Source organism: Streptomyces sp. NPDC005485 (assembly GCF_040606085.1).
Lineage (GTDB): Bacteria > Actinomycetota > Actinomycetes > Streptomycetales > Streptomycetaceae > Streptomyces.
On sequence record NZ_JBEXDZ010000035.1, the window covers coordinates 1 to 26,280 of the forward strand.

A 26,280-nucleotide genomic window follows, 5' to 3' on the forward strand; every position below is an offset into this window, starting at 1 on the left:
CCAAGTACGTCCAGTACGAGGGCCTTCGTCCGGCACGCCGAGGGCACGCACCGGACACCGCGGGCACCGCACAGGACTTTCAAAACACCCCCTAGGACGGCGCCAGGATCTGTCCCGGGCCTCTCCACCGAGAGCCAGGAGCATGCATAGATATACGGTCGACCGAAAAGTCATTGACTCCGGGTCGGCCGTATTCCTATGCTCTGCGCACATGGAGCTGATCCAACAAACCCCCGACCTGTCCGCATACTTGGCCGCCGACGAGGTCATCGACCACCATCATCCGCTCGTACGCGAGACGGCCGTACGCCTCGCCAAGGGTGCCGCCGACTCGTATGCCTATGCGCGGGCCGCTTACGAATTCGTGCGCGACACCATCCCGCACTCGGCGGACTCCGGCGATCCCCGGGTCACCTGGCGTGCCTCCGACGTCCTGGAGCAGCGCACCGGCATCTGTCACGCCAAGGCCCATGCCCTGACCGCTCTCCTGCGGGCCGAGGACATCCCCACCGCGCTCTGCTATCAGAGCCTGCTGCACGACGACGGCAGCGGGCATGTCGTGCACGGCCTTGTCGCCGTACGGTTCAACGGGGCCTGGCACCGCCAGGACTGCCGCGGGAACAAGCCGGGCGTCGACGCGCAGTTCTCGCTCGGTGGGGAGCGGCTGGCCTGGATTCCGGATCCGGAGTCCAATGAGGTGGACTATCCGGTGCTGTACGCTGAACCTCACCCGGCCGTTGTGCATGCCCTCAAGGACGCTGCCGACCGGCCGCACCTGTGGAAGACCCTCCCCACCGCGCTCTGAGGCAAGGCAGTCGATGACTCTCACACTCACCGTGTCCGACGAGGTGCGCGCCCTCGCGCCCGGCTTCACCCACGTCGCCGTCGAGGCACAAGGACTCCTCAACGGGCCCAGCACCGAGGGGACTTCGGCCCTCCTCGACGACGCGACCCGCCGTCTCGCGGCACGACTGGACGGGCGCCCTCCGCACGAGGACCCGCACATGGCCGCCTGGCGCGAGACGTACACGGCGTTCGGATCCAAGCCCTCACGGACGCGCAACTCGGCGGAAGCGCTGGCCAAGCGGGCCCTCACGGACGCCGGACTGCCCCGTATCAACGTCCTCGTCGACCTCTACAACGCCATCAGCGTCGCCCATCTCATCCCCGTGGGCGGCGAGGACACCGACCGCATCCGGGGCGGCATGCGCCTCGAACGGGCCACCGGCGTCGAGGACTTCGTGACCGTCGCGGGCGGCGAGGAGATCGTCGAGCACCCCGACGCCGGGGAGGTCGTGTGGTGCGACGACGAGGGTGTCACCTGCCGCCGCTGGAACTGGCGCCAGGGACCGCGCACCAGGCTCACGCAGGCGTCCACCTCCGCGATCTTCCTGCTGGAGAGTCTGGCGCCGATGCCGGTCGCCGACGTCGAGGCGGCCGGCGCGGAACTCGCCGAACTGCTGGAGAAGTTCAGCCCTGGGGCGCGGATCACCGTCCACGCCCCGGCCTGACCGGTCGGCCCGCTCAGCTCTTCTCGGCGGCGCGGACCTCTTCGGGGGTCGGCGCCGTGCCACCGAGGTGCGCGGGCATCCACCAGGTGTCGTCCGGCCCCTTGGGGCGCACGGGGTAGGCGCGCTGCGCGGCTTCCAGGAGCTCCTGGACCCGCTCGCGCAGCCGCCGGGTGATCGCGCCCGCGTACTGGTCGGCCGGGGCCTCGACCGGCTCGCCGACGCGGATCGTGATCGGGGTGTGGCTGCGCCTGAAGTTCTTCGGGTGGCCCTTGGTCCACAGACGCTGGGTGCCCCACAGCGCCATCGGGATCAGCGGGACGCCGGCCTCCTGGGCCATGCGCGCGGCGCCCGACTTGAAGCTCTTGAGGGTGAACGACTGCGAGATCGTCGCCTCGGGGAAGACGCCGACGATCTCGCCGGAGCGCAGCGACTGCAAGGCGTGCTGATACGCCGTCTCACCCTGCTTGCGGTCCACCGGAATGTGCTTCATACCGCGCATCAGCGGTCCGGAGATCTTGTGCCGGAACACCGATTCCTTCGCCATGAAGCGCACCAGGCGCTTCTGCGGAAGCGCGGCCAGGCCGTCGAAGATGAAGTCCAGATAGCTGATGTGATTGCTCACCAGCACGGCGCCGCCCGAGCGCGGAATGTTCTCCGATCCCTGCAGGTCGATCTTGAGGTCCCAGGCCTTGAACAACGTTTGGGCGAGACCGACGACGGGACGGTAGACAAGCTCTGCCATGGACGGAGTGGACCCTTCTCTCTGCCTGGGACGGGATCCCCATGGGCGGAAGTTACGCAGCCGTAGGTTTACGGCATTGCGCAGATCGTGCCCCAAGAACGGACGGGGGGCCAGTCCTGGTGCCTGAGAACGGCGAGATCCTCGTCACGTCGACAGCTTGATCCACCTCGGGCTTTTACGCCGCCTTTACTCCGCTCGAACAGTCACCCGCCGTACGAGCAGGTACATCTCGCATCCCAGGCAGTATCCGAACGCGGCATTGAGGAACGCGGCGGCGAGCGCGGCCCCCGTCGCCGCGAGGCCGAGACCTTGCACTCCCGCCGCGTACCCGACGAGTCCCACGGCCGCGAAGGTCAGCCCGACAGCCTGGGCGAACCGCGGCGGCTCGGGTGCCTCGAACTCCGTGGGCGGCCCGAGGCGGGGGCGCACGGCCCTGCGAAAGAACCAGCCGTACGGGGAGCGCCCCACCCCGCCGGCCGCGCCCATCGCGAAGGCCAGCGTCTGCCAGGCCAGCAGCCAGGCGCTTCCCGTGATCAGTACGACCGCCAGTACGACGGTCGTCACGGCCGCACCGAACCGCGGCCCCCTCACATCAATGTCCATGAATCAAGCATTCCGCATCGGAGGGATTTCGAGGAGCGGGGAATCTTTGCAGTCGCGTGAACGCTGCACGCGAAGATGACCGGACTTGTGGTGTGCGTGGTGGTGCTCGCGTTGGCGAGCGGGTACGGAGTGCTGCATCAGCGGCGGAACGGGAGGGTGAGGGTGCGCGGGCGCGACGGCGGAAAGCGGCTCGGTGCGCCGGAGTTGGGGCAGGACCTCGGTGAACGGGCCACGCTGGTGCAGTTCTCCAGCGCCTTCTGTGCCCCCTGCCGGGCGACCCGGCGGGTGCTCGGCGAGGTTGCCGACATGGTGCCGGGCGTGATCCACGTGGAGATCGACGCGGAGGACCGCCTCGAACTCGTACGCGAACTCGAGATCCTCAAGACGCCGACCGTGCTCGTCCTCGACGCGGACGGACGGATCGTGCGGCGCGCCAGTGGTCAGCCCCGCAAGGCCGACGTGATCGCCGCGCTGGGGGAGGCCGTGTGAACCGGCGGTTCGCAACTGCCCCATGGCCCATTGACCTGGGGGGCCGCGGGTGATGCGGCTCCCAGATGCCGGAACGCCCTTGACTGCCCGCACCGCCTGTCGCCAGCCTGATCGCATGCCCCCGGAACTCCTTCTCCTCGAGCGCGAACGCATTCGGACCGCGGCCCCGACCCGCATCGCGCGTGCGCACTGTCCGAGTTGTTGAGCAACCACGGATCCGCTCACCACCTCCCGCAGAAGGACAACTCCATGACGGCCACGCCCGACCTCGCCACTCCCCAGCTCGCCTCCCCGGACCTGCTGCGCTCCGTCTTCCGGCGGCACGCGGCCGGTGTCGCCGTGATCACGGCCCCGGGTGGCGGCGGCCCCGTCGGCTTCACCGCGACCTCGCTCACCTCGGTCTCCGCCGAGCCCCCGATCATCTCCTTCGGCATCGGCCTGGGCGCCTCCAGTTGGCCCGCGATCGCCGAGTCCGACCATGTCGGCGTGCACATACTCGGAGAGCACCAGCGGGAACTGGCCGCGACCTTCGCCAGGAGCGGCGCCGACCGCTTCGGGGCGCCCACCGGCTGGCGCGAGGGCCCCGAAGGCGTTCCCGTGCTCGACGACGTACTCGCCTGGCTCGTGTGCCGGGTCGTGGCACGCGTCCCGGCGGGGGACCACCGCGTCGTGCTGGCCGAGGTCGTCCTCGGCGACCCCTCGGGCGCGGGGCGCCCGCTGCTCTACCACGAGGGGCGTTTCGGCGGCCTGCGCGACTAGGCTCGGTCGCGCATGATCCTCGGGACCGGGCTCAGGCTGCTGTTTTCGACTACGCAGCGTTGCCAAGGTCACAGTTCAAAGCGCTTGCTTAGTGGGCATTCACTGGGTGTACTGACGAGTAATATTTCGTTCGGAGCGCGGGCCGCCCCGACCGGGATCGGCCGCTTCAGGCGCCTATGCTGCCTGAAAGAAGGCAGCCCAGAAATGACGATGCAGTAGGAGAGCCGGCGTGAGCTTGAGGATCGTTGTCACTGTGAAGTACGTGCCCGACGCCACTGGCGACCGGCACTTCGCCGATGACCTGACCGTCGACCGGGACGACGTGGACGGTCTGCTCTCCGAGCTGGATGAGTACGCGGTGGAGCAGGCGCTGCAGATCTCGGACAACTCCGACGACGACGTGGAGATCACCGTCCTGACCGTCGGCCCCGAGGACGCCAAGGACGCGCTGCGCAAGGCGCTGTCCATGGGCGCCGACAAGGCCATCCACGTCGAGGACGACGACCTGCACGGCACCGACGCCATCGGCACCTCGCTGGTGCTGGCCAAGGCGATCGAGAAGGCCGGCTACGACCTGGTCATCTCCGGCATGGCGTCCACCGACGGCACCGCCGGTATCGTCCCGGCGCTGCTCGCCGAGCGTCTGGGCGTCCCGCAGGTCACCCTGCTCTCCGAGGTCTCGGTCGAGGACGGCACCGTCAAGGGCCGCCGCGACGGCGACTCCGCCTCCGAGCAGCTGGAGGCCTCCCTCCCGGCGGTCGTGTCGGTCACCGACCAGTCGGGCGAGGCGCGTTACCCGTCCTTCAAGGGCATCATGGCCGCCAAGAAGAAGCCGGTCGAGTCCTGGGACCTGTCCGACCTCGACATCGAGACCGACGAGGTCGGCCTCGAAGGTGCCTGGACCGTGGTCGACTCCGCCACCCAGCGCCCGGCGCGCACCGCCGGCACGATCGTCAAGGACGAGGGCGAGGGCGGCAAGCAGCTCGCCGAGTTCCTCGCGGGCCAGAAGTTCATCTGAGCGCCCCGGGGAGTGCAGGCACACCCCACTCGCTGACCGCCCCTCATCTTTCGCAAGCAGGAGAGTAGAAGTCCCATGGCTGAAGTTCTCGTCTACGTCGACCACGTGGACGGTGCCGTCCGCAAGCCCACCCTGGAGCTGCTGACCCTGGCCCGCCGCATCGGCGAGCCCGTCGCGGTCGCGCTGGGTGCCGGTGCGGACAACACCGCCGCCGCACTCGCCGAGCACGGCGCGACCCGGGTCCTGACCGCCGATGCCGCCGAGTTCGCCGACTACCTGGTCGTGCCGAAGGTCGACGCGCTGCAGGCCGCCTACGAAGCCGTCTCCCCGGCCGCCGTCCTGGTCCCGTCCTCCGCGGAGGGCAAGGAGATCGCCGCCCGCCTGGCGCTGCGCATCGGCTCGGGCATCATCACCGACGCCGTCGACCTGGAGGCCGGTGACGAGGGCCCGGTCGCGACGCAGTCCGCGTTCGCCGCCTCCTTCTCCACCAAGTCCCGTGTCTCCAAGGGCGCCCCGGTCATCACGGTCAAGCCGAACTCGGCGCCCGTCGAGGCCGCCCCGGCCGCCGGCGCGGTCGAGGCCCTGACGGTGTCCTTCTCGGCCCAGGCCACCGGCACCAAGGTGACCGCGCGCACCCCGCGTGAGTCGACCGGGCGTCCGGAGCTGACCGAGGCCGCGATCGTGGTCTCCGGCGGCCGTGGTGTCAACGGCGCCGAGAACTTCCCGATCATCGAGGCGCTCGCCGACTCCCTCGGCGCGGCCGTCGGCGCCTCCCGCGCCGCGGTGGACGCGGGCTGGTACCCGCACACCAACCAGGTCGGCCAGACCGGCAAGTCCGTCTCGCCGCAGCTCTACATCGCCAACGGCATCTCCGGCGCCATCCAGCACCGCGCCGGCATGCAGACCTCGAAGACGATCGTGGCCGTCAACAAGGACGCCGAGGCCCCGATCTTCGACCTGGTCGACTACGGCGTCGTCGGCGACCTCTTCGACGTCGTCCCGCAGCTCACCGAGGAGATCAACACCCGCAAGGGCTGATCGAGCCGGGCTGTATCGAGGCCCCCGGGACCGCGCAGGCGGCCCTGGGGGCCTCGGCGTTTTCCCGGGGGCTGCTGGGCTGTCATCCCGGAGTGAGCGACACCTGCACGGGAAGGTGGTCGCTGGGGAACTGGCGGCGCTTGGAGAAGGTGTTCACCGAAGCCCGGTGCACCGTGACCCCGGGCGTCGCCAGAACCCAGTCGATCCGGTCGCCGTCGGGGACGAGGGGTCCATAGCCGTGGAAGGTGCCGTACAGCGGGCCGCGTTCGACCGCCGCGTCCCAGGTGTCGACGAGCCCGGCGCCGAGCAGCGCGTCGTAGACGGGGTTCTGGTGGGCCGCCACATTGAAGTCGCCGGTCAGCAGCAGAGGAAGGGAGGAGTCCAGCCGGGCGATTCGCGCGCGGATCAGCGGGACGGAGCGGCTGCGCGCGTGCTGGCTCGCGTTGTCGAGATGCGTGTTGAGGAAGTAGAACTCCCGCTCACCGTCGCGCAGATCGCGGAAGCGGACCCAGGTGACCATGCGGACGCACGAACCGCCCCAGGTGTTCGAGCCGATCACCTCCGGGGTGTCGGAGAGCCAGAAGTGGTCGTACTCCACCGGGGCCAGGCGTTGGGTGTCGTAGAACACCGCCGCGAACTCGTCCCGGCTGCCACCCGCCCGGCCCGTGCCGATCCAGTCGTAGCGCGGGCCGAGATCGGACTCGATGTCGCGCAGCTGCCGGTAGAGGCCTTCCTGCGTGCCGAGGACGGCGGGTGCCTCCCGGTGCAGCAGCTCGCGCATCACGGGGCGGCGCGCGGACCAACTGTTGGGCTCGGCCTTGCTCGCGTAGCGGAGGTTGAACGTCATGACGTCCAGGCGGTGGCCCGGGTGCCGGCCGGCGGAAGCGGCAGCCGGACCGAGCAGCGGCAGCGCGGCGGCCGCCGCCGCCCCGGTCCGCAGGCCCATACGACGCGTCACTCGCCCGATGTTCGACACGCGACCCCCTCCCACCCGAGTCAGGATGAAGGGTGCGCACGGCTGTACGGAAGAAGGCGTGGGGCAGAAGTGAGGAGGACGGACCACGCTGCGGACAGGTGTTGACCGGCGGGAAGCTCCACAGATAACTTCGCTCTACGGATTGTTGATTCCGTGAAGCGGAAAACAGGAGGGTGTGGGATGGGTCAGGGCCAGCAGGAGAAGGTGACGACGAGCCTCGCGGGCGCCGTCAGCGAGGAGATCAGCGCCTCCCTCGCCCCGGTCGACGCGGAGCTGGAGCGCCGCTACCCCGGCGACCCCGGCACCCGCCAGCCGGTTCACACCGTGTACGTGCCCGGTGACGTGTTCGCCGCCGACACCGTCCGCTCCTGGGGCGAGAGGGCCCTCGCCGCCCTCGACGAGCACGCCCCGGACGCCGCCTCCTTCGCCGCCGTCCTCGGCCTCGGCGACGACCTCGCCGCAGCCGTGTACGACCGCGTCCGCGCCAAGCTGGAGCGCGAGCCCATCGAGGACCTGCGCGTCGACTTCGAGGACGGCTACGGCCCCCGCCCGGACGACGAGGAGGACGCGGCCGCCGCCCGTGCGGCCCGGCTGATCGCCGAGGCGTACGAGAACGGCACCGCGGCCCCGTACATGGGCATCCGGATGAAGTGCATGGAGGCCCCGGTACGCGACCGCGGCATCCGTACCCTCGACATCTTCCTGAGCGGGCTGATGGAGGCGGGCGGGCTGCCCGACGGACTCGTCCTGACGCTCCCCAAGGTGACCTACGCCGAGCAGGTCACCGCCATGGTCCGGCTCCTGGAGGAGTTCGAGAAGGCGCGCGGCCTGGACGCCGGGCGGATCGGCTTCGAGATCCAGATCGAGACCAGCCAGTCCATCCTCGCCACCGACGGCACCGCCACCGTCGCCCGCATGATCCAGGCCGCCGAGGGCCGCGCCACCGGCCTGCACTACGGCACCTTCGACTACAGCGCCTGCCTCGGCGTGTCCGCCGCCTACCAGGCCAGCGACCACCCGGCCGCCGACCACGCCAAGGCGATCATGCAGGTCGCCGCCGCGGGCACCGGCGTACGCGTCTGCGACGGCTCCACCAACGTCCTTCCCGTCGGCCCCACCGAGAAGGTCCACGACGCCTGGCGGCTGCACTACGGCCTCACCCGCCGGGCCCTCGCACGCGCCTACTACCAGGGCTGGGACATGCACCCCGCCCACATCCCGACCCGCTACGCCGCCGTCTTCGCCTTCTACCGCGAGGGCTTCGAGCAGGCCGCGGGCCGCCTCGCGCGATACGCCAACCACGCGGGCGGCGACGTCATGGACGAGCCCGCCACTGCCAAGGCCCTCAGCGGCTACCTGCTGCGCGGCCTGGACTGCGGCGCTCTCGACATCGCCGAGGTCGCCCGCCTGACCGGCCTGACCCGCGCCGACCTGGAGGGCTTCGCCGCGCCCCGGCGGGCGGACCTGACGATCTCCGGCATCTAGGGGGTGTTTTGAAAGTCCCGCACAGCACCCACGGCGCCCGGCACGCACCCTCGCCGCACCGGCCGAAGACCCAAGTACGTCCAGTACGAGGACCTTCGTCCGGCACGCCGAGGGCACGCACCGAACACCGCGGGCACCGCACAGGACTTTCAAAACACCCCCTGGGAGTCACGCAGGAGAATTGCGGCGGGGGAGCATTTGTAGGGGGTCCGTCACAGGAGTCCCCTACGACTTCTGCTGTCACCGCTGCCCCGTAGGCTGTGCGGCACTTCATTGGTGTGTCACAGGAACGGGGCAGCGGTGTCTTCGGGGGAGAACGAACAGGCGGAGGGCGTCGGCCGGGTGCTCGCCGGGCGCTATCGCATCGTGGCGCAGCTCGGCCGCGGTGGCATGGGTGTCGTCTGGAGAGCCGTCGACGAGGTGCTCGGCCGCGAGGTCGCCGTCAAGGAGCTGCGCACCTACACGGACGCCGCCGCGCTCGAACTGGCCGACCTGGGCCTGCGCATGCAGCGCGAGGCACGTGCCGCGGCCCGGGTGCGCCATCCCGGCGTCGTCGCCGTGCACGACGTGGCCGAGGTCGACGGACGCCCACTGATCGTCATGGAACTGGTCGACGGACCCTCCCTGGACGACGTCCTGCGCGAGCGCGGCACTCTCGACGCGCGCGAGGCGGCGTCCATCGGCGCCAAGGTCATGGACGCACTCGCCGCCGCCCACCGCGCCGGGGTGCTCCACCGCGACGTGAAGCCCGGCAACATCCTCCTCGACCGATCCGGACGGGTCGTCCTGACCGACTTCGGCATCGCGACGATGGAGGACCCCGGCGACGGCTCCGCCACCCACCTGACCCGCAGCGGCGAACTCGTCGGCTCCCTCGACTACTTGGCACCCGAGCGGGCCCAGGGCAACGACCCCGGCCCCGCGTCGGACGTCTGGGCGCTCGGCGCGACGCTGTACGCCGCCGTCGAGGGCGCGTCGCCCTTCCGCCGTACGTCCACCTGGTCCACGCTCACCGCGATCGTGGTCGATCCGCTGCCGGAGCCGCGCCGGGCCGGGCCGCTGGGGCCCGTACTGCAGCAGCTGATGCACAAGCAGCCGGACGCCCGCCCGGACGCGGACCGGGCCCGCGAGCTGCTGGAGCAGGTGGCTGCGGCACCCGATGCGGACACCGCGACGACCGGGCTGCGCGGTCCGGCGCCGCTGCCGCGCGAGGCGATACGTGAGACGACGCAGCGGAGCGTTCCGTCGATCCCGCCGGGGTTCGGGCCGCCCGAGCAGGGACCGCCCGCACAGGTCCCGCAGGTCCCGGTGTCCGGGGCGGGCGCCGGTTTCGGGGCGCCGCCCATGGGCCCGACCGTGGTCACCCCGGCCTCGTCACCCGCTGCGGCACCCTCGCCGCGCCGCGGCAGGGGGCGCGTCCTGCTGACCGCGCTGGCCGTCACCGTCGTACTCGCCGCGACCGGCGTGACCGTCGCGCTCCTCGGCCGCTCCGACGACACCACCGCCACCGCAGGCGCGGCCCGGCCCACGGCGTCCCACGGCGCCGGTGCCGTGCCCTCGGGGGACGACAGCCGGGGCGCGGACGACCTCTCCAACGGCGCGGAGCCCACCGGGAAGGGCGAGCGGAAGTCCAAGGCTCCCGGCAAGGAGCCGGGCGGCAAGGGTGCGGCCACCGCCACCCGGGAGGCCACCGCTTCCGCGTCGAAGCCCGCGGGCGGCGGCGGCACGGGTACCGGCTCGGGCGGCGGCACCGGCTCGGGCGGTACGACGGGCGGCTCGGGCGACGGCGGCACGACCGGCGGCAGCGGGAGCGCAGGCGGCGGCGCAGGCGGCTCCAGCCCCGCGCCGGTGTGCGACCCCGCCGGCGGCGGCAAGTACAACTGCAACGTCTGGCGCACCGCCAAGTCCTACACGGCTGCCGGAGCCGAGGCCGGCGTCCTCAACGCGGGCACCAACTACTTCTACTGCCAGCAGAACCTGGGCCGCCGCGAGACCTACGGCGAGTGGACGAACGTGTGGTGGGCCAGGACGGACGACGACAGCGGCAACACGAACGTCTTCGTCAGCGACGTCTACCTCAAGGGCGGCGACAACGACGCACCGCTTCCCGGACTTCCCGTCTGCTGACGCCGTACGCGACCGCTGGAGCCCCGAGGCCGACGTCTGCGGCCAAGGGTCAGTCCGTGGGCGGCAGTTCGCCCGAGCCGCGCGTGATCAGCCGTGTCGGCAGCTCGATGCGCTCGGGGACGACGAGACTGCCGTCCAGTTGGCGGAAGAGGCGCTCGGCGGCCGTGCGGCCCAGGGTGGCGGCGTCCTGGGCGACGACGGTCACGCCGGGCTGGAGGAGGTCGGCGAGCTCGATGTCGTCGAAGCCGACTAGGGCGACGGGGCGGCCGCGCTCGGCGATGACCCGGACTACGGTGACGGTGACGCGGTTGTTGCCGGCGAAGACCGCGGTGACGGGGGAGGAGCCGGAGAGCATGTCCTCGGCCGCCCTGCGCACCCGCTGCGGGTCGGTGACGCCGAGGGACATCCAGGCGTCCTCGACGGGTATGCCCGCGTCCTCCATGGCGGCGCGGTAGCCGCGCAGCCGCTCGGCGGCGGTGTGGATGCGGGGCATGTCGCCGATGAAGCCGATGCGGCGGTGGCCGTGGGCGATGAGGTGGGCCACACCGTCCCGGGCACCGCCGAAGCTGTCCGACAGGACGACGTCGGCGTTGATCCTTCCGGCGGGTCGGTCCACGAACACGGTGGCGACGCCCGCCCTTATCTCGGGCTCCAGGTAGCGGTGGTCGTCACCGGCGGGGATCACGACGAGCCCGTCCACGCGGCGCGCGCACAGGGCGAGGACCAGCTCCTGCTCGCGGTCCGGGTCCTCGGCGCTGGAGCCGTTGATGAGCAGGGCACCGTGCGCCCGGGCCACCTCCTCCACCGCGCGGCTGAGGGGGCCGTAGAACGGGTCGGCGAGGTCCTCCAGGACGAGGCCGATGCTGGCGGTGCGGCCCTTGCGCAGCACCCGGGCGCTGTCGTTGCGCCTGAAGCCCAGCGCGTCGATGGCCTCCTGGACTCGGCGCTCGGTGTCCGGGGTGACGCCCGGCTCGCCGTTGACGACTCGTGAGACCGTTTTGAGGCCGACCCCGGCGCGCGCCGCGACATCCTTCATCGTCGGACGGTTGCCGTAGCGGTTCTCGGGGCGACGGGCGGTCTCTGCCACGATGTCCTGTCCTGTCGTGTCGTCCGCGGGGATGCGAAGGTCCCCCGGCTTGTATGAGGATGTGGCGTCGAGCATAGAGCCTGGACAACGTTGTCAGATGCGGGAGAGACTGTCCACCGCAATCTCCGGCCTGCGCCCCCACCGCGAGACCGGCCTGCCCTTTCCTCAAGGTTCCTCAAGGTTCAGCGGGAGATCAGACACTGATGCACACCGACCTCGTGGCCGCGCTCGACATCGGCGGCACCAAGATCGCCGGAGCGCTCGTGGACGGCCACGGCCGGATCCTCCTGCGCGCCCAGCGCCCGACGCCGGCGCAGGAGCACGGCGACACCGTGATGCGGGCCGTCGAGGACGTGCTCGGCGAGCTGACCGGCTCCCCGCTGTGGAGCAGGGCAGGAGCCGTCGGGATCGGCAGCGCGGGCCCCGTGGATGCCTCCGCGGGCACGGTCAGCCCGGTGAACGTGCCGGGCTGGCGTGACTTCCCGCTGGTCGAGCGGGTGCGTGGGGTCACCGGAAGCCTGCCGGTCGAGCTGATCGGCGACGGGGTGGCGATCACCGCCGCCGAGCACTGGCAGGGCGCCGCCCGTGGGCACGACAACGCGCTGTGCATGGTGGTCTCCACCGGCGTCGGCGGCGGCCTGGTCCTCGGCGGCCGGCTGCACCCCGGCCCGACGGGCAACGCCGGGCACATCGGCCACATCAGCGTCGACCTCGACGGCGACCCGTGCCCGTGCGGTTCCCGTGGCTGCGTCGAGCGCATCGCCAGCGGCCCCAACATCGCCCGCCGCGCCCTGGAACAGGGCTGGCTGCCCGGTCCCGACGGCGACACCTCGGCCGCCGCGGTGGCCGCCGCCGCGCGCGAGGGTCATCCGGTCGCCGTGGCCTCCTTCGAGCGGGCCGCGCAGGCGCTGGCTGCCGGGATCGCGGCCACCGCGACCCTGGTCGAGATCGACATCGCGGTGATCGGCGGGGGTGTGGGCAAGGCCGGCAGCATCCTGTTCACACCGCTGCGCAAGGCCCTGGCCGACTACGCGACCCTGTCCTTCGTCCAGCGGCTGACGGTCGTGCCCGCGCAGACGGGGACGGATGCGGGCCTGGTGGGGGCTGCTGCGGCGGCCTGCAGGTCACCGCGCCCAACTGCCGTGTGAAAAGCGGTGGTTGGTCCTCCATTCGGCGGTTGGCGTTCCATTGGCCGCCTGTTGGAGCCTTCCCTGAAGATCACTCGTGCGCGGCGCATGCCGGGCATGAGGGAGGGAACGGGACATGAAAGCACGTATCGTGCGGCGGGCTGCCGTCGGGGTCGGCACGCTTGCCTCAGTCGCCACGCTGGTGCTGGGCGGCAGCGGGGTCGCCTCCGCCGAGACCGCGCGGCACACGGTGTGGAGCAACAGCTGCTCGGGCACCCTGATGAGCGAGTACGTTTCGGGCGGCGGGGGCTGGCAGGTCCGGAACTACGTGAACAACAGCAGTGGTGGCACCACCTGTTCGGGCTGGATCGACTGGGCCCCGGACGGCGACACCAACCACTTCTACGGGCTGCAGAACCGGATCTGGGTCGACCCGTGGAACACCCAGGAGTCCACCTACATCCCGGACAACGACCCTGCGCTGGCCCGCGTCTGTGTGCAGGCGCAGGGCGACAACACGGCGCGCTGCAGCGCGTGGTGGTAGGCCGATGACGGTCACCGCGCGTCGTCAGGGGCTGAACCCTCGACGATCGCGCGGTGACTTCGGCGGGTCCGGTGCTCAGCACACGAGCTTCGCGTCCGCCCAGTCCGCGTGGTCGGAGTCGATGCCGTCGCCGCCGTCGGTGACGACGAGCCGGACCACCTGGGCGCCGCTCACGTCGGCCGTGACCGGCTGGGCGGGCATCGCGTTGGTGAGGACCCCGGTCGAGGCGACCTTCGTGCCGTCGGCCCAGATCTCGAAGGCGACGGTGCCGCGCGCGCCCTTCTCGTCGTCGACACCGACGTCCGCGGTGACCGACTCGCACACCGTGCCGGTGTAGTACTCGACGGCGCTCTCGGCGTGCACGCCCAGCCCCTTGGCGAATTCGACACCGCCCAGAGTGATCGGACGACCGTCGCCCGCGGCACTCTCGCCGTTGCTGGTGTTGCGCTCGACTGGGCCCCAGCCGTTGGTCGTCGACAGCCACGGCAGGTCACCGAGCGAGGAGACACCCGCGGGTGGCGCGACGACCACGGTTGCCTTCAGCGGCAGCACGCTCTCGACGCGCGTACCCGTGAGGGAGCGGTAACGCGCCCTCAACGTCAGGTCGTACGAGCCGGTGGCGGTGGACTCGGGGGCGGTGACCTGCCACTTGGTGCGCAGGGAACGGCCCGTCGGCAGCAGGCCCGCGGTGGTCGGCGAGATGGCCTTCACCGTCCAGCCGGCAGGGCCGGCGAGTGTCACGGAGAGGTGTGTGGCGGGCGTACGGCCGAGGTCGGTGACCTTCGACGTCAGCGCGGCCGTCTTGCCGGCCTGCACCAACGGGCTGCCGTCCAGGCCGAGTTCGACGGCCGGCGGGTGCGTGGCCCACCGGCCGCCGGCCGAGACGCGGACGAGAACCGTGCCGTGGGCGGGGACGGTCGCCGCGATCGTGCCCGCGGTGTTGTAGCTCCTGTGCTGCCACAGGTCCCGCAGGGTGTACGCGCCGGCCTCGGGCAGTCCGGCGGCTCGGGCGGTGGTGGCGATGTGCTGTGGACTGCCGGTCTCGTTGAACAGCGCCACCGCACGGCTGCCGTCCTTCATCTCCTTGGCGACCACCCAGCGGCCGCCCTCGGAGGACAGCACCGAGCCCTGCTTGCCCAGCGGGTCCTGGTCGACCGCGATGACCTCCTTGTTGCCGAGGACGTCGAAGGTCGCGTCGGACGCCTTGCGCAGGTCGGAGCCGATGAGCAGCGGTGCCGCCATGACCGACCACATCGAGAAGTGTGTGCGGTACTCGGTGTCGGTCATTCCGCCGTTGCCGACCTCCAGCATGTCCGGGTCGTTCCAGTGGCCGGGGCCCGCGTGGGCGGAGAGCGGCAGGTTCTGCTTCAGGATCGACAGCATCGAGCCCCAGCTGTCGCTGATGTCGCCGGTCGTGCGCCACAGGTGGCCGACGTCCGACGCCCATTCCCAGGGCTTGTTCTCACCCCACTCGCAGATGCTGTAGACGATGGGCCGACCGGTCGCCTTGAGGGCGTCACGCATCGTCGTGTAGCGCAGCTTGGCGTCCACGCCCTGGTTGTTGCAGTTGTCGTACTTGAGGTAGTCGACGCCCCAGTCCGCGAACTGCTGGGCGTCGCTGTACTCGTGGCCGAGTGCGCCCGGAAATCCCGCGCTGTTGCACGTCTTCGTTCCCGCGCTGGTGTAGATGCCGAGCTTGAGTCCCTTGGCGTGCACGTAATCGGCAACTGCCTTGATCCCGTGGGGGAATCGGACCGGGTCAGGCACCAGCTTGCCGTCCGCGTCGCGCGTCGGCAGGGCCCAGCAGTCGTCGAGGTTGACGTACTGGTACCCGGCGCCCTTGAGGCCCTTGTCGACGAACAGGTCGGCGATTCCCTCGACCATGGTCTCGTTGAACTCGGCCCGGCAGTGCGTGGAGTTCCAGTTGTTGAACCCCATGGGCGGGGTGAGGGCAAGACCGTCGGCCAGGGTGGGCGCGGCGGGGTCGGCGGTGGGAGCGGCGAGAGCCGGCGCCGCGAGCCCGGTCGTACACAACAGTCCTGCGGCGAGTGCTCCGATCACTCTTCGGCGAGGTGTGCGGATGTGAAGGTGACGCATCGTTACGTTCCTCCGAACACGCGAAAGGTAGGACGTGTAGCAGTCCTCGTCTGTCGTGCGCGTTTACGGTAGGACCTGTCGGACTCTGTTGGAAGAGAAGGGTAACGGTTGTTCGATATTTCGTCATAACCCTTGACGACACCTCTGTATGGGAGTGAGATCCAAGCCGCGCGTTCGGTTGTGTTGGATGGCACCCCGAGGAGGGCGACATGGCACAGTCATCGTTCAAGGAGTTCGGCGTGCCCGAAGGCACGGCAGGACATCGGATGTCCCGGCGCAATCTTTTGCGTGGTGCGGCCGCGGGAGTCGGCGCGGTCACGCTCCCCGTCCTGCTGTCCGCCTGCGGCGATGGATCGGGTGGGAACAAGAATGAAGTCAGCGTGGGGTCCAACGCCTCGGACCCGATTCCCAAGAAGGCCTACGCGGCGGCCTTCACGGCGTACGAGAAGACCTCGGGCAAGAAGGTCAAGGTCAACACCAAGGACCACAACGACTTCCAGGAGAACATCAACCGCTATCTGCAGGGCACGCCCGACGACGTCTTCATGTGGTTCGCCGGATATCGCATGCAGTACTTCGCCGAGAAGGGTCTGCTGCACGAGATCAGCGATGTGTGGAGCGGCTTCACCGGTTTCTCCGACGCCCTCAAGGACCAGTCCACGCACGCGGGCAAGCAGTACTTCGTGCCGTACTACTACTATCCGTGGGCCGTTTTCCACCGGAAGAGCCTCTTTGAGAAGCAGGGATACCAACAGCCGGGAACCTGGGACGAGTTCATCGCGCTCGCCAAGAAGATGTCCAAGGACGGCATTCCGGTCGCCTTCTGCGACAAGGACGGCTGGCCCGCGATGGGCACCTTCGACTACATCAACATGCGCCTGAACGGCTACGACTTCCACAAGTCCCTGATGGCGGGCAAGGAGTCGTGGACCGACAGCAAGGTGAAGGGTGTCTTCGACACCTGGCGCGAACTGATGCCGTATTACCAAAAGGGCGCCCTCGGCAGGACCTGGGAGGAGGCCGGGCAGGGTCTGGCGCAGCGCAAGACGGGCATGGCCGTGTTCGGAATGCCGCACCCCGGCACCCAGTTCGCGGAGAACGAGCGCGGGGACATCGACTTCTTCGCCTTCCCCGAGATCGACCCGCAGTACGGGCAGGACGCCGTGGAAGCCCCCATCGACGGATTCCTCGTCGCCAGGAAGTCGAAGAACCTCACCGGCGCCAAGGATCTCCTGAAATGGCTGGGCGCCCCCAAGGCCGAGGAAACCTACCTCGCTCTCGACCCCAACAATGTGGCGGTCAACGACGGCGCCGACACCTCCAAGTACAGCGCCCTGCAGAAGAAGTCGGCCCAACTGGTCTCCGGCGCCAAGCAGATTTCGCAGTTCATGGACCGCGACACCCGTCCCGACTTCGCCTCGACTGTGATGATCAAGGCGATCCAGGACTTCATCGGCAACCCGAAGGACGTCGACGGTCTGTGCAACAGCATCGAACGACAGAAGAAGACCATCTTCTCGTCGCCCGTCGGCTGAATCCGGAGGAAGACGTTCCGTGGCGCTCAACATCCCACGGCGCGCCGGTCGGCGGCGTCTGCGGCGGTTCACCCGCCGCGACGTCGTCGTCCTCGGCGTGCTCCTCGGCCTGCCCGTTCTGCTGGACATCGTCATCATCTGGGGCCCGACGCTGGCCTCCATCGGGCTTTCCTTCACCGCCTGGGACGGCGTCGGCGACGTCCACTGGGTCGGCGGCGACAACTACAAGAACCTCGTCGAGAACTATCCGGCGTTCTGGCCTGCCGTGCGCCACAACGTCATGTGGCTGCTCTTCCTCGGCCTGGTCGCCACCCCGTTCGGACTGTTCCTCGCGGTGCTCATCGACCGCGGCGTCCGCTTCAGCCGCTTCTACCAGTCCGTCATCTACATGCCGGTCGTGCTCTCTCTCGCCATCGTAGGCTTCATCGCGCAGCTGATCCTCGGCACCGACCAGGGCGTGGTCAACACCGTCCTCAACAACCGCGCCGACCCGATCGACTGGCTCGGGGACTCGCACCTCAACCTGTGGATGATCATGATCGCGGCGGGCTGGCGGCATGTCGGCTACGTCATGATCCTCTACCTGGCCGGCCTGAAGTCCGTCGACCCGCAGCTGAAGGAAGCAGCCGCCATGGACGGCGCGAACGAGCGGCAGACCTTCTTCCGCGTCGTCTTCCCGACCCTGCGCCCGGTCAACGTCGTCGTGGGCGTGATCACCGTCATCGAGGCACTGCGCGCCTTCGACATCGTCTACGCCGTCAACAAGGGCCGCAACGGACTGGAAGTGCTCTCCGTCCTGATCACCGACAACATCATCGGGGAGGCCAGTCGCATCGGATTCGGCTCCGCCATCGCGGTCGTCCTGCTCACCGTCTCCCTGGGATTCATCGTGACGTTCCTGGTCCAAGAGCTGCGAGGTGCCCGCGACCGATGACCGCAGACCTACGCACCGGCGCGCCCGTCCACCCGGCCGCCACCACCCTTCCCGCCCCCAAGTCCCCTTCGCAACACGGCCGTTGGGGCGTGCACATCTTCCTGGCCGGCGTGTCGCTGGCGTTCCTCGCGCCGCTCCTGCTCGCCGTCTACGCCTCACTGCGTCCCTACGAGGAGACGGCGCAGAACGGCTACTTCTCCTTCCCCAAGCACCTGTCCTTCGAGTACTACCGCCGGGCCTACACCGAATCCGGCATGGGGAAGTACTTCACCAACACGCTGCTGATCGCCGTCCCCGCCGTGGTGGTGACCCTCTTTCTGGCCTCGTTCGTCGCCTTCGCCGTCTCCCGGCTGAAGCTGCGCGGCGGGCTGGTCCTGCTGATGTTCTTCACCGCGGGCAACCTGCTGCCCCAACAGGTCATCGTCACCCCGCTGTACGTCCTGTTCAACAGGATCCCGCTGCCCTGGTGGATGTCCGACTCCATGACGATGTACGACTCCTACTGGGCCGTCATCATCGTCAACATCGGCTTCCAGATGGGCTTCTGCGTCTTCGTCCTCGCCCATTTCATGCGCACGCTGCCGCAGGAGATCCTGGAGGCCGCGATCGTCGACGGCGCCGGTGTGTGGACCCAGTTCTGGCGCATCACCCTGCCGCTGTGCCGCCCGGCCCTCGCAGCCCTGGGAACCCTCGAGTTCACCTGGATCTACAACGACTTCCTGTGGGCGCTGATCTTCATCTCCAACCCCGACAAACTCCCGGTCACCTCTTCACTGAACAACCTCAGGGGTCAGTTCTTCACCGACTACAACCTGCTCGCCGCGGGCTCGGTGCTGGTCGCCCTGCCCACCATCCTCGTCTTCCTGGTGCTGCAACGGCACTTCATCGCCGGGCTGACACTGGGGTCGACGAAGGGGTAGCCATCGTGGAGCCACCGGCCCGCGGCGAGCGGGTCATGGATGTGCGGCTCAGCCGTGGTAGGTGATGTACCCGTTGCCGTCGGGGTCGTTGGCGCTCGCCGTGTACTTGTGGGTGTCGGCGTGGCTGCCGTTCGACTTGTACAGGTAGATGGTGTCCCCGCCGTTGTTCCACATGAAGTTGCAGCTCTGCCGGTACACCACGTTGTGTGCGTCGGAGTCGGTGCCGCGGCCGCCGCGCAGCTTCACGTAGTCACCGGGCTGGAGGTAGTGGTTGGAGGGGAAGGTGAAGACGTTGCCACTGGCGCTGGCGTCCTTGACCTTGTAGCCCTTGAGGTTGACGGTCGTCGAGGACGAGTAGTTCTTGATCGTCAGGTACTCCTCCTTGGTGTTGCCGGTGGCGCAGTTGTTGGAGTCGCTGCCGGGCGCGTTGTACTGGATGCCGCGGACCTTGAGCGCCGAGCTGTACTCGGTGGCCTGGGCCGGTGCGGCGAGGACGACGGTGAGTGCGGTGGCCGTGATGGCCCCGGCTATCGCGAAGCGCTGACGCATGGGATGTACCCCCCTGGTGGTGCCATGTGAAGCGTCAGAGCGTACAGAAGCCGGTGCTGGGCGGTGACGTTTTTGCGGATTCGTCCGACGAAGCCCACCGACGTCCGGTACGTGCTGCCGGTGGGCTCCCTCTGATGGTGGGTTCGCTCGGTCGGGGGGCGTCGCCCCGCCGCCGGTTCAGACCCTGCGCCAGCGCGCCATCGCGAACGAGAAGACGCCGAACAGGACCAGGCCCGTCGCGACGCAGACCAGCAGCCACGGGCCCGCGGCGGTGTCGGCGAACGAGCGGAGGGTGTCGTCCATACCCTTCGCCTTGTCCGGCTCGTACTCGACGGCCGCCCGGAGCGCGAAGCCGCCCGCCGCGACGAACACCAGCCCGCGGGCCACCCCTCCGGCCACTCCCGTCGTGTCGACCAGGCGGCGCACCCCCGTCGACATCTCACCGAGCTTGAGATTGCGCCGGTACTCCCGCAGCACCGCCCGGGCGCCCACCCACACGCCCGCCACCACGATGCCCGCCCCGGCCGCGCCCACGATCCACTGACCGGCCGGCAGATCAAGGGCCTTGGCCGTCACATCGCGCGACTGCTCGTCACTGGAGCTGCTACCACCCGAGCCCGCCGCGAAGGACAGCACCGAGTAGGCCACGAACGAGTAGAAGACACAGCGGGCGAGAGCCAGCAGCCGCTTCTTCGCGCTGCGACCGTCCTGCCCCACCGAGCCGAAGGCCACCTCGGACAGCCGCCACAGCGCCATACCGACAAGCCCCACGCCCAGCACCCACAACAGGACGGCCCCGAAGGGCTTTCCGGAGATCTCGGCCAGCGCGCCGCCCCGGTCGGCCTGCTTCTTCCGGTCGCCGAAGGCGATCTGCAGAGCCAGCACGCCGACCAGCAGATAGATGACCCCGCGAGCGGCCAGCCCGGCCCTCGCCGCGCCTTCCGTCAAGGAACTCCGTACCGCCCGTCGACCACCGATCGGACTGTTGCGCGTCACCGCAGTCGTGTTCATCGAACCTCCCGCTTGCCGGTTTCCCCGGCTCGCGGGAACCACACGGGCGCGGTCGGCGGTCAGGGGGTGAAGACCTCCTCAAGGCTGTCGACGACCCCGTTCTTGCCGACGTGGTACTTGAAGACCAGACCCGAGTCGGGATGCGCCTCGACCCAGTCGAGGAACTCCTGGACGCCGATGCGCTGGTTCTCGGAGCTCTCCACGACGGGGTTGGTCGCGGTCACGTATGCCGCCTGGTCCATCGGCAGATACGTCTCCTTGCCGACGGTCTCGAAGGGGGCACCGTCGGAGTCCCCGGTGCCGCAGCCCCAGTTTCCGTGCTTGACGATGAGGTTCAGGGAGCCGCCCTCCGGGCTGTAGCGGTAGACCGCGATCTCGTCGGGGGAGATCGGCATCTTGTGATCGCAGCCGTCGCCCGTGCCGCCGCCGTCCGAAGGGGCCGTCGTGGCGGAGGCGGGCGGTGCGGACGCGGAGGCCTTGGTCCCGGGGGCCTTGGAGCCGCTGCCCGGGTCGGCGGACGTCTTCGAGGCGGGCTGTGCGCTCGCCGCGCCCGATCCGTCGCCGGACTTGCCGCCCGAGGCAGTCGTCTGTGCCGTGCTCGGGTCCGTGCCGGCGGCCGCGCCGCCCGTGTTCCCGCCGTCGGAGCAGCCGGTGAGGGCCAGTGCCCCCGCCGCGCACAGGCTCAGTGCGATCGCACGGACGGCGCCGGGTCTGCGGCGGGTCGTCCGGGTGTTCGGCGTCATGATGCGTCCCCCTGTGTCACAAGACCCGTATCGGGATGATCGAGTCGGCAGGAAGGACGGAATTCGGCCGTCGGCAGTTTCATGATTTCGCCAAAAAGGAGGTACGTGGCCTACCCGTGACCCATCTGCCGGTGCGCAGTTGATTCGGGCATGAAGAAGCGAAGCATGCTTGCCGTTGCGTCCCTCGCCGCCGGATTCGTCGTCGCGGCGATCTCACCGTCCCACGGTGCCGACAGCGGCGTACTCGACGATTTGAACCTGCCCGACACCGTCAGCACCCTCGACCACACCGTCAGCAGCGACAGCCTCGCCGTGGACGACAAGGCGTTGGGCCAGAACAACTGACGTACCAGGGTGACGGATGAGCCGGCGCGACCGGTGAGCCCGCTTCATGGCGCCGGTGCCCCGAGGGAGGGGCACCGGCGCCACGGCGTTCCGGCCGCCGGAAGGCTCCCTCAACTGGACCTGGTTTCCGTGGCAGGGTGGAGCGGGCAAGCCACAGGGGGCCAACAGAAGAGGGGGAACCGTGATCGTCTGGGTCAACGGTGCGTTCGGTGCGGGGAAGACCACGACCGCACGGGAACTGATCGACCTGATCCCGAACAGCACGCTCTTCGACCCCGAGGTCATCGGCGGCGGACTCGCACAGCTGCTGCCGCCCAAGCGCCTCGCCGAGGTCGGTGACTTCCAGGACCTGCCGATCTGGCGGCGACTGGTGGTCGACACCGCGGCCGCTCTGCTCGCGGAGCTCGGCGGTGTCCTCGTCGTCCCCATGACCCTGCTGCGCCAGGAGTACCGCGATGAGATCTTCGGCGGCCTCGCGTCCCGCCGTATCCCCGTACGCCATGTGCTCCTCGCTCCGGCGGAAACGATCCTGCGCGCACGCATAGCGGACCGCGAGATACCGGAGGACCTGCCCGACGGCGACATACGCATACGCCAGTGGTCCTACGACCACATCGAGCCGTACCGCGCCGCACTCGCCGGCTGGCTCACCGCCGACGCCCACCTCATCGACACCAGCGCGCTCACCCCGTACGACACGGCCGTCCGTATCGCCGAGTCCGTACGCGCGGGTGACGTGCCCGCATGCGACATCGTGCAGACGCCCGAGCCCACCGCCGAGACCGTCGCGGCCGGGGTGCTGCTCTTCGACCAGCAGGACCGGGTGCTGCTCGTCGACCCGACGTACAAGGCGGGTTGGGAGTTTCCCGGCGGGGTCGTCGAACCCGGAGAGGCGCCCGCGCGCGGCGGCATCCGCGAGGTCGCCGAGGAAACGGGCATCCGGCTCGACGAGGTACCCGGCCTGCTCGTCGTCGACTGGGAGCCGCCCGCGCCTCCCGGCTACGGCGGCCTGCGCCTCCTCTTCGACGGCGGCCACCTCGACGCCGACGCGGCCGAACGCCTGCTGCTGCCCGGCCCCGAACTGCGCGACTGGCGCTTCGTCACCGAACAGGAGGCTGCCGAGCTGCTGCCGCCGGTGCGCTACGAACGCCTGCGGTGGGCACTGCGGGCACGCGAACGAGGGGCGGCGCTCTATCTGGAGGCGGGGGTGCCGGTCGGTTGACGCCGGTCCCGGCGCTGTGATCCGGGCCCTCACGCCTCCGGCGCGGGCGGGTGCGCAGCCCGCGCCGGAAAGGGCCCCTGCCGTGGGCGGACCGGGCCGCCCGGCCGGTCAGCTCGCCGCGTAGTTGCGCAGGAACAGGGCCTCGGCGACGGACAGGCGTTCCAGCTCCTGCGGGGACACGCTCTCGTTCGCGGCGTGGATCTGGGCCTCCGGCTCGCTGAGCCCGATGAGCAGGATCTCGGCCTGCGGGTACAGCGAGGCAAGGGTGTTGCACAGCGGGATGGAGCCGCCCTGACCGGCGTACTGCATCTCCTGGCCCGGGTAGGCGACCGACATGGCCTCGGCCATCGCGGCGTACGCCGGGCTGGAGGTGTCGGCGCGGAACGCCTGGCCCTGGCCGATCTGCTCGGTGCTCACCCGCGCGCCCCACGGCGTGTGCGTCTCCAGGTGGGCCTGGAGCAGCTTGGTGGCCTGGACCGCGTCCACGCCCGGCGGGACGCGCAGGCTGACCAGCGCCCGGGCACCGGCCTGCACGGACGGCGTGGCGCCGACGACCGGCGGGCAGTCGATGCCGAGGACCGTGACGGCCGGACGCGCCCAGATGCGGTCGGCGACCGTGCCGGAGCCGATCAGCTCCACGCCGTCGAGCACCTTGGCGTCCTTGCGGAACGCCTCCTGGTCGTACTGCAGACCGTCCCACGACGTGTCGGTCGTCAGTCCGTCCACCGTCGTCGAACCGTCCTCGGCACGCAGCGAGTCCAGTACGCGGATCAGCGCGCCGAGCGCGTCGGGCGCGGCACCACCGAACTGGCCCGAGTGCAGGTTGCCCTCGAGCGTGTCCACCTGCACGCGCACGAGGGTCATCCCGCGCAGCGTGGAGGTGACCGTCGGCAGCCCGACCCGGAAGTTCCCGGCGTCACCGATGACGATGGTGTCGGCGGCCAGCAGCTCGGGGTGCTCCTCGGCGTACCGCTCCAGGCCGCCCGTGCCCATCTCCTCCGAGCCCTCGGCGATCACCTTGACGTTGACCGGAACGCCGCCATTGGCCTTGAGGGCGCGCAGGGCGAGCAGGTGCATGATGACGCCGCCCTTGCAGTCGGCGCTGCCGCGTCCGTACCAGCGGCCGTCGCGCTCCGTCAGCACGAACGGCGGCGTCGCCCAGGCGGTCTCGTCCAGCGGCGGCTGCACGTCGTAGTGCGCGTAGAGCAGGACCGTCTTCGCGCCCTCGGGGCCAGGCAGGAAGCCGTACACCGACTGGGTGCCGTCCGGGGTGTCGAGGAGGGCCACGTCCTGGAAACCCTCGGCGCGCAGCGCGTCGGCGACCCAGTTGGCCGCCCCCTCGCTCTCGCTCTTGGGATATTGGTCGAAGTCCGCCACCGACTTGAAGGCCACCAGCTCGGTGAGCTCCGCCTTCGCCCTCGGCATCAGCGAGGCGACGGTCTCGGCGACCGGATTCGACGACATGGGCACGCTCCTTGTAGGTGCGACGTTGTACTTGTGGGTACGAGTGATCGTGCGTGCGCACCCGCGTACTGGTGTGCGGGCGCATACGGGTCCGATCCTCCCACAGCGATCTGCGGCGATGCCCGCCGTAGGATGCGGGGGACAGGTGCGGCAGACGGCTGGACTGGGAGCAGCAAACCATCGTGAGCAGCGAGAACTCCGAGAACTCTTCGGGCGGCGCGGAGCGGGTGTGGGACGTCGTCGTGGTCGGCGCGGGACCCGCAGGGGCCTCGGCCGCCTATGCGGCAGCGGTCGCGGGACGCAGTGTCCTGTTGCTGGAGAAAGCCGAGCTGCCCCGTTACAAGACGTGCGGCGGCGGCATCATCGGCCCCTCGCGCGACGCACTGCCGCCCGGCTTCGAACTGCCCCTCCAGGACCGGGTGCACGCGGTCACGTTCGCGCTCGACGGCAGGTTCACGCGCACCCGCCGCTCCAAGCAGATGCTGTTCGGGCTGATCAACCGGCCCGAGTTCGACCAACAACTCGTCGAGCACGCGCAGAAGGCGGGCGCCGAACTGCGCACGGGGGTCACCGTCACGCGGGTGGAACAGCACGGATCGGCGGTCCCGGACCGGCGCACCGTCGCCGTGGTGCTGCAGGGCGGTGAGACGGTGCTCGCGCGGTCCGTCGTCGGCGCGGACGGCAGCGCGAGCCGCATAGGAGCGCACGTCGGCGTGAAGCTCGACCAGGTCGACCTCGGCCTGGAAGTGGAGATCCCGGTGCCTCAGACCGTCGCCGAGGACTGGAAGGGCCGCGTCCTCATCGACTGGGGCCCGCTGCCCGGCAGTTACGGCTGGGTGTTCCCGAAGGGGGACACGCTGACGGTGGGCGTCATCTCGGCGCGGGGCGAAGGCGCTGCCACCAAGCGGTACTTGGAGGACTTCGTCGCCCGGCTCGGGCTCGCCGGCTTCGAACCGAGCATCTCCTCGGGGCACTTGACCCGCTGCCGCGCCGACGACTCGCCGCTGTCGCGCGGCCGGGTCCTGGTCTGTGGCGACGCGGCCGGGCTCCTTGAGCCGTGGACTCGCGAGGGCATCTCCTTCGCGCTGCGCTCGGGGCGGCTCGCGGGGGAGTGGGCGGTGCGGATCGCCGAGGCGCACGACGCGGTGGACACCCGGCGCCAGGCGTTGAACTACGCCTTCGCCATCAAGGCGGGCCTCGGTGTCGAGATGAGCATCGGCAAGCGGATGCTCGCGGCCTTCGAACGGCGTCCCGGTGTGTTCCACGCGGCGCTCACGAGCTTCCGGCCTGCCTGGCGGGCGTTCGCGGGCATCACGCGCGGAGCGACCTCGCTGGGCGAGCTCGTGCGCAGCCACCCGATGGCCGGGCGCGCCCTGATCGCGCTCGACCGTTCACCGTCCGAGGAGCCGGGCGTCAGCTCTTGAGCGTGAGCCGGAAAACGGGGTGGTCGGGGGCTATGCGCAGCAGCTCCGCGTCGGGGGAGTCGGGGCCGACCCCGTTGAAGAAGACGCCGACCTCGGCCTTCCAGCGCTTGAGGTAGGCGCGCAGCAGCGGCACCTTGTCGTCGTCGGCGACCTCGGCGGCGGTGAACACGTCCACGTTCTTGCCGAGGCGCAGCTCGCCGCCGCCCGCGGCCCTCATGTTGTGCGTCCACTGGACGTGGCCGCGGGGGGCGACGAGGTACTGCGCGCCGTCCACGGTGAGCAGGTTGACCGGGGTGGTGCGCCACTCGCCGCTCTTGCGTCCGCGGACCGCGAGGACCCGGGAGCCCCAGACGCTCAGGCCGCGGCGGGTCATCCAGGCGACGGCGCGGTTGAAGACGTTGACGGTGAACCAGCCGGGCTTCTTGACGTGTGCGGACATGGTGACTTCCTCCAGTGGATGCCTGTGAGCGGACGGAAAGTGTGAGCACTGCTCTCGCTTGAGAGAAGTGTGTACGAGATCAGTGATCCAA

At 69.9% G+C, this 26,280-nt stretch carries 26 protein-coding genes; 16 read left to right on the plus strand and 10 right to left on the minus strand.

The annotated features are described in order from the left end of the window. Positions 1-211 precede the first annotated feature (211 nt). Entirely contained in the window at positions 212-805 is a 594-nt protein-coding gene (locus ABZS97_RS14655) for a transglutaminase family protein (RefSeq protein ID WP_356137466.1), read from the plus strand. A 13-nt stretch (positions 806-818) separates the two neighbouring features. Next, a complete protein-coding gene (locus ABZS97_RS14660; RefSeq protein WP_356137468.1) occupies positions 819-1,511 on the plus strand; it encodes a phenylalanine--tRNA ligase beta subunit-related protein in 693 nt (230 codons plus the stop codon). 13 nt (positions 1,512-1,524) lie between these two features. Here ABZS97_RS14660 and ABZS97_RS14665 read toward each other — a convergent pair whose 3' ends face one another. Beyond that, positions 1,525-2,253, minus strand: a complete 729-nt coding sequence (locus ABZS97_RS14665) for a lysophospholipid acyltransferase family protein (protein WP_356137470.1) — start codon at positions 2,251-2,253, stop codon at positions 1,525-1,527. Between the two features lie 186 nt (positions 2,254-2,439). Continuing rightward, positions 2,440-2,856 (minus strand): DUF4395 domain-containing protein, encoded by a 417-nt coding sequence (locus ABZS97_RS14670; protein ID WP_356137472.1) that lies wholly within the window; start codon positions 2,854-2,856, stop codon positions 2,440-2,442. Positions 2,857-2,931: 75 nt separating this feature from the next. Here ABZS97_RS14670 and ABZS97_RS14675 point away from each other — a divergent pair, with 75 nt between their 5' ends. The 4 genes from ABZS97_RS14675 (at position 2,932) to ABZS97_RS14690 (ending at position 6,160) form a co-directional block, all read left to right on the plus strand. Then, a complete protein-coding gene (locus ABZS97_RS14675; RefSeq protein ID WP_356137474.1) occupies positions 2,932-3,345 on the plus strand; it encodes a thioredoxin family protein in 414 nt (137 codons plus the stop codon). A gap of 249 nt (positions 3,346-3,594) precedes the next feature. Beyond that, positions 3,595-4,104, plus strand: a complete 510-nt coding sequence (locus ABZS97_RS14680) for a flavin reductase family protein (RefSeq protein WP_356137476.1) — start codon at positions 3,595-3,597, stop codon at positions 4,102-4,104. Positions 4,105-4,333: 229 nt separating this feature from the next. Continuing rightward, positions 4,334-5,122, plus strand: coding sequence for an electron transfer flavoprotein subunit beta/FixA family protein (locus ABZS97_RS14685; protein WP_356137478.1), 789 nt, complete (start codon positions 4,334-4,336; stop codon positions 5,120-5,122). A 75-nt stretch (positions 5,123-5,197) separates the two neighbouring features. Further along, positions 5,198-6,160, plus strand: coding sequence for an electron transfer flavoprotein subunit alpha/FixB family protein (locus ABZS97_RS14690; protein ID WP_356137480.1), 963 nt, complete (start codon positions 5,198-5,200; stop codon positions 6,158-6,160). A gap of 82 nt (positions 6,161-6,242) precedes the next feature. Here ABZS97_RS14690 and ABZS97_RS14695 read toward each other — a convergent pair whose 3' ends face one another. Continuing rightward, positions 6,243-7,136, minus strand: a complete 894-nt coding sequence (locus ABZS97_RS14695) for an endonuclease/exonuclease/phosphatase family protein (RefSeq protein ID WP_356137482.1) — start codon at positions 7,134-7,136, stop codon at positions 6,243-6,245. A gap of 180 nt (positions 7,137-7,316) precedes the next feature. Here ABZS97_RS14695 and ABZS97_RS14700 point away from each other — a divergent pair, with 180 nt between their 5' ends. Continuing rightward, positions 7,317-8,621, plus strand: coding sequence for an aldolase/citrate lyase family protein (locus tag ABZS97_RS14700; protein ID WP_356137484.1), 1,305 nt, complete (start codon positions 7,317-7,319; stop codon positions 8,619-8,621). Between the two features lie 300 nt (positions 8,622-8,921). Then, positions 8,922-10,748: a serine/threonine-protein kinase gene (locus ABZS97_RS14705; RefSeq protein WP_356137486.1), complete on the plus strand. Its 1,827-nt coding sequence runs from the start codon at positions 8,922-8,924 to the stop codon at positions 10,746-10,748. A gap of 49 nt (positions 10,749-10,797) precedes the next feature. On the opposite strand, the gene ABZS97_RS14710 is transcribed toward ABZS97_RS14705, so the two are convergent. Beyond that, complete coding sequence (locus ABZS97_RS14710) at positions 10,798-11,835, minus strand: LacI family DNA-binding transcriptional regulator (RefSeq protein WP_356137488.1); 1,038 nt, start codon at positions 11,833-11,835, stop codon at positions 10,798-10,800. 203 nt (positions 11,836-12,038) lie between these two features. On the opposite strand from ABZS97_RS14710, the gene ABZS97_RS14715 reads away from it, so the two are divergent. Both ABZS97_RS14715 and ABZS97_RS14720 read left to right on the plus strand, forming a co-directional pair. Continuing rightward, on the plus strand, positions 12,039-12,983 hold the full coding sequence (locus ABZS97_RS14715; RefSeq protein WP_356137490.1) for an ROK family protein: 945 nt from the start codon (positions 12,039-12,041) through the stop codon (positions 12,981-12,983). Between the two features lie 115 nt (positions 12,984-13,098). Further along, positions 13,099-13,506 (plus strand): hypothetical protein, encoded by a 408-nt coding sequence (locus ABZS97_RS14720; protein ID WP_356137492.1) that lies wholly within the window; start codon positions 13,099-13,101, stop codon positions 13,504-13,506. A gap of 75 nt (positions 13,507-13,581) precedes the next feature. On the opposite strand, the gene ABZS97_RS14725 is transcribed toward ABZS97_RS14720, so the two are convergent. Beyond that, positions 13,582-15,603 carry an NPCBM/NEW2 domain-containing protein gene (locus ABZS97_RS14725; protein ID WP_356137494.1) on the minus strand — a complete coding sequence of 674 codons (2,022 nt, stop codon included), beginning with the start codon at positions 15,601-15,603 and terminating at the stop codon, positions 13,582-13,584. Positions 15,604-15,869: 266 nt separating this feature from the next. Between ABZS97_RS14725 and ABZS97_RS14730 the strand changes: the two genes are divergently transcribed. The 3 genes from ABZS97_RS14730 to ABZS97_RS14740 are packed head-to-tail and all read left to right on the plus strand — an operon-like array spanning position 15,870 to position 18,992. Next, positions 15,870-17,138, plus strand: a complete 1,269-nt coding sequence (locus ABZS97_RS14730; RefSeq protein ID WP_356137584.1) for an ABC transporter substrate-binding protein — start codon at positions 15,870-15,872, stop codon at positions 17,136-17,138. Between the two features lie 19 nt (positions 17,139-17,157). Further along, a complete protein-coding gene (locus tag ABZS97_RS14735) occupies positions 17,158-18,072 on the plus strand; it encodes a sugar ABC transporter permease (RefSeq protein ID WP_356137496.1) in 915 nt (304 codons plus the stop codon). After that, on the plus strand, positions 18,069-18,992 hold the full coding sequence (locus ABZS97_RS14740; protein ID WP_356137498.1) for a carbohydrate ABC transporter permease: 924 nt from the start codon (positions 18,069-18,071) through the stop codon (positions 18,990-18,992). Before ABZS97_RS14735 ends, ABZS97_RS14740 begins: the two co-directional genes overlap by 4 nt. 48 nt (positions 18,993-19,040) lie before the next feature. On the opposite strand, the gene ABZS97_RS14745 is transcribed toward ABZS97_RS14740, so the two are convergent. The 3 genes from ABZS97_RS14745 to ABZS97_RS14755 all read right to left on the minus strand — a co-directional run bounded on the left by ABZS97_RS14745 (position 19,041) and on the right by ABZS97_RS14755 (position 21,295). Then, positions 19,041-19,541, minus strand: a complete 501-nt coding sequence (locus tag ABZS97_RS14745; protein WP_356137500.1) for a lamin tail domain-containing protein — start codon at positions 19,539-19,541, stop codon at positions 19,041-19,043. A 177-nt stretch (positions 19,542-19,718) separates the two neighbouring features. Then, positions 19,719-20,552 (minus strand): DUF1206 domain-containing protein, encoded by an 834-nt coding sequence (locus ABZS97_RS14750; protein ID WP_356137502.1) that lies wholly within the window; start codon positions 20,550-20,552, stop codon positions 19,719-19,721. Positions 20,553-20,611: 59 nt separating this feature from the next. Beyond that, on the minus strand, positions 20,612-21,295 hold the full coding sequence (locus ABZS97_RS14755) for a hypothetical protein (RefSeq protein ID WP_356137504.1): 684 nt from the start codon (positions 21,293-21,295) through the stop codon (positions 20,612-20,614). 150 nt (positions 21,296-21,445) lie between these two features. Here ABZS97_RS14755 and ABZS97_RS14760 point away from each other — a divergent pair, with 150 nt between their 5' ends. Both ABZS97_RS14760 and ABZS97_RS14765 read left to right on the plus strand, forming a co-directional pair. Further along, positions 21,446-21,640, plus strand: a complete 195-nt coding sequence (locus ABZS97_RS14760) for a hypothetical protein (protein WP_356137506.1) — start codon at positions 21,446-21,448, stop codon at positions 21,638-21,640. A gap of 181 nt (positions 21,641-21,821) precedes the next feature. Then, positions 21,822-22,862 carry an NUDIX domain-containing protein gene (locus tag ABZS97_RS14765; protein ID WP_356137508.1) on the plus strand — a complete coding sequence of 347 codons (1,041 nt, stop codon included), beginning with the start codon at positions 21,822-21,824 and terminating at the stop codon, positions 22,860-22,862. Positions 22,863-22,970: 108 nt separating this feature from the next. Here ABZS97_RS14765 and ABZS97_RS14770 read toward each other — a convergent pair whose 3' ends face one another. Then, positions 22,971-24,326, minus strand: coding sequence for a dipeptidase (locus tag ABZS97_RS14770; RefSeq protein ID WP_356137510.1), 1,356 nt, complete (start codon positions 24,324-24,326; stop codon positions 22,971-22,973). 182 nt (positions 24,327-24,508) lie between these two features. Between ABZS97_RS14770 and ABZS97_RS14775 the strand changes: the two genes are divergently transcribed. Beyond that, positions 24,509-25,750, plus strand: coding sequence for a geranylgeranyl reductase family protein (locus ABZS97_RS14775; RefSeq protein ID WP_356137512.1), 1,242 nt, complete (start codon positions 24,509-24,511; stop codon positions 25,748-25,750). Here the strand turns inward: ABZS97_RS14775 and ABZS97_RS14780 are convergent. Beyond that, positions 25,740-26,189 (minus strand): nitroreductase family deazaflavin-dependent oxidoreductase, encoded by a 450-nt coding sequence (locus tag ABZS97_RS14780; protein WP_356137514.1) that lies wholly within the window; start codon positions 26,187-26,189, stop codon positions 25,740-25,742. The two genes, ABZS97_RS14775 and ABZS97_RS14780, sit on opposite strands and share 11 nt — an antisense overlap. Between the last annotated feature and the right edge of the window lie 91 nt (positions 26,190-26,280).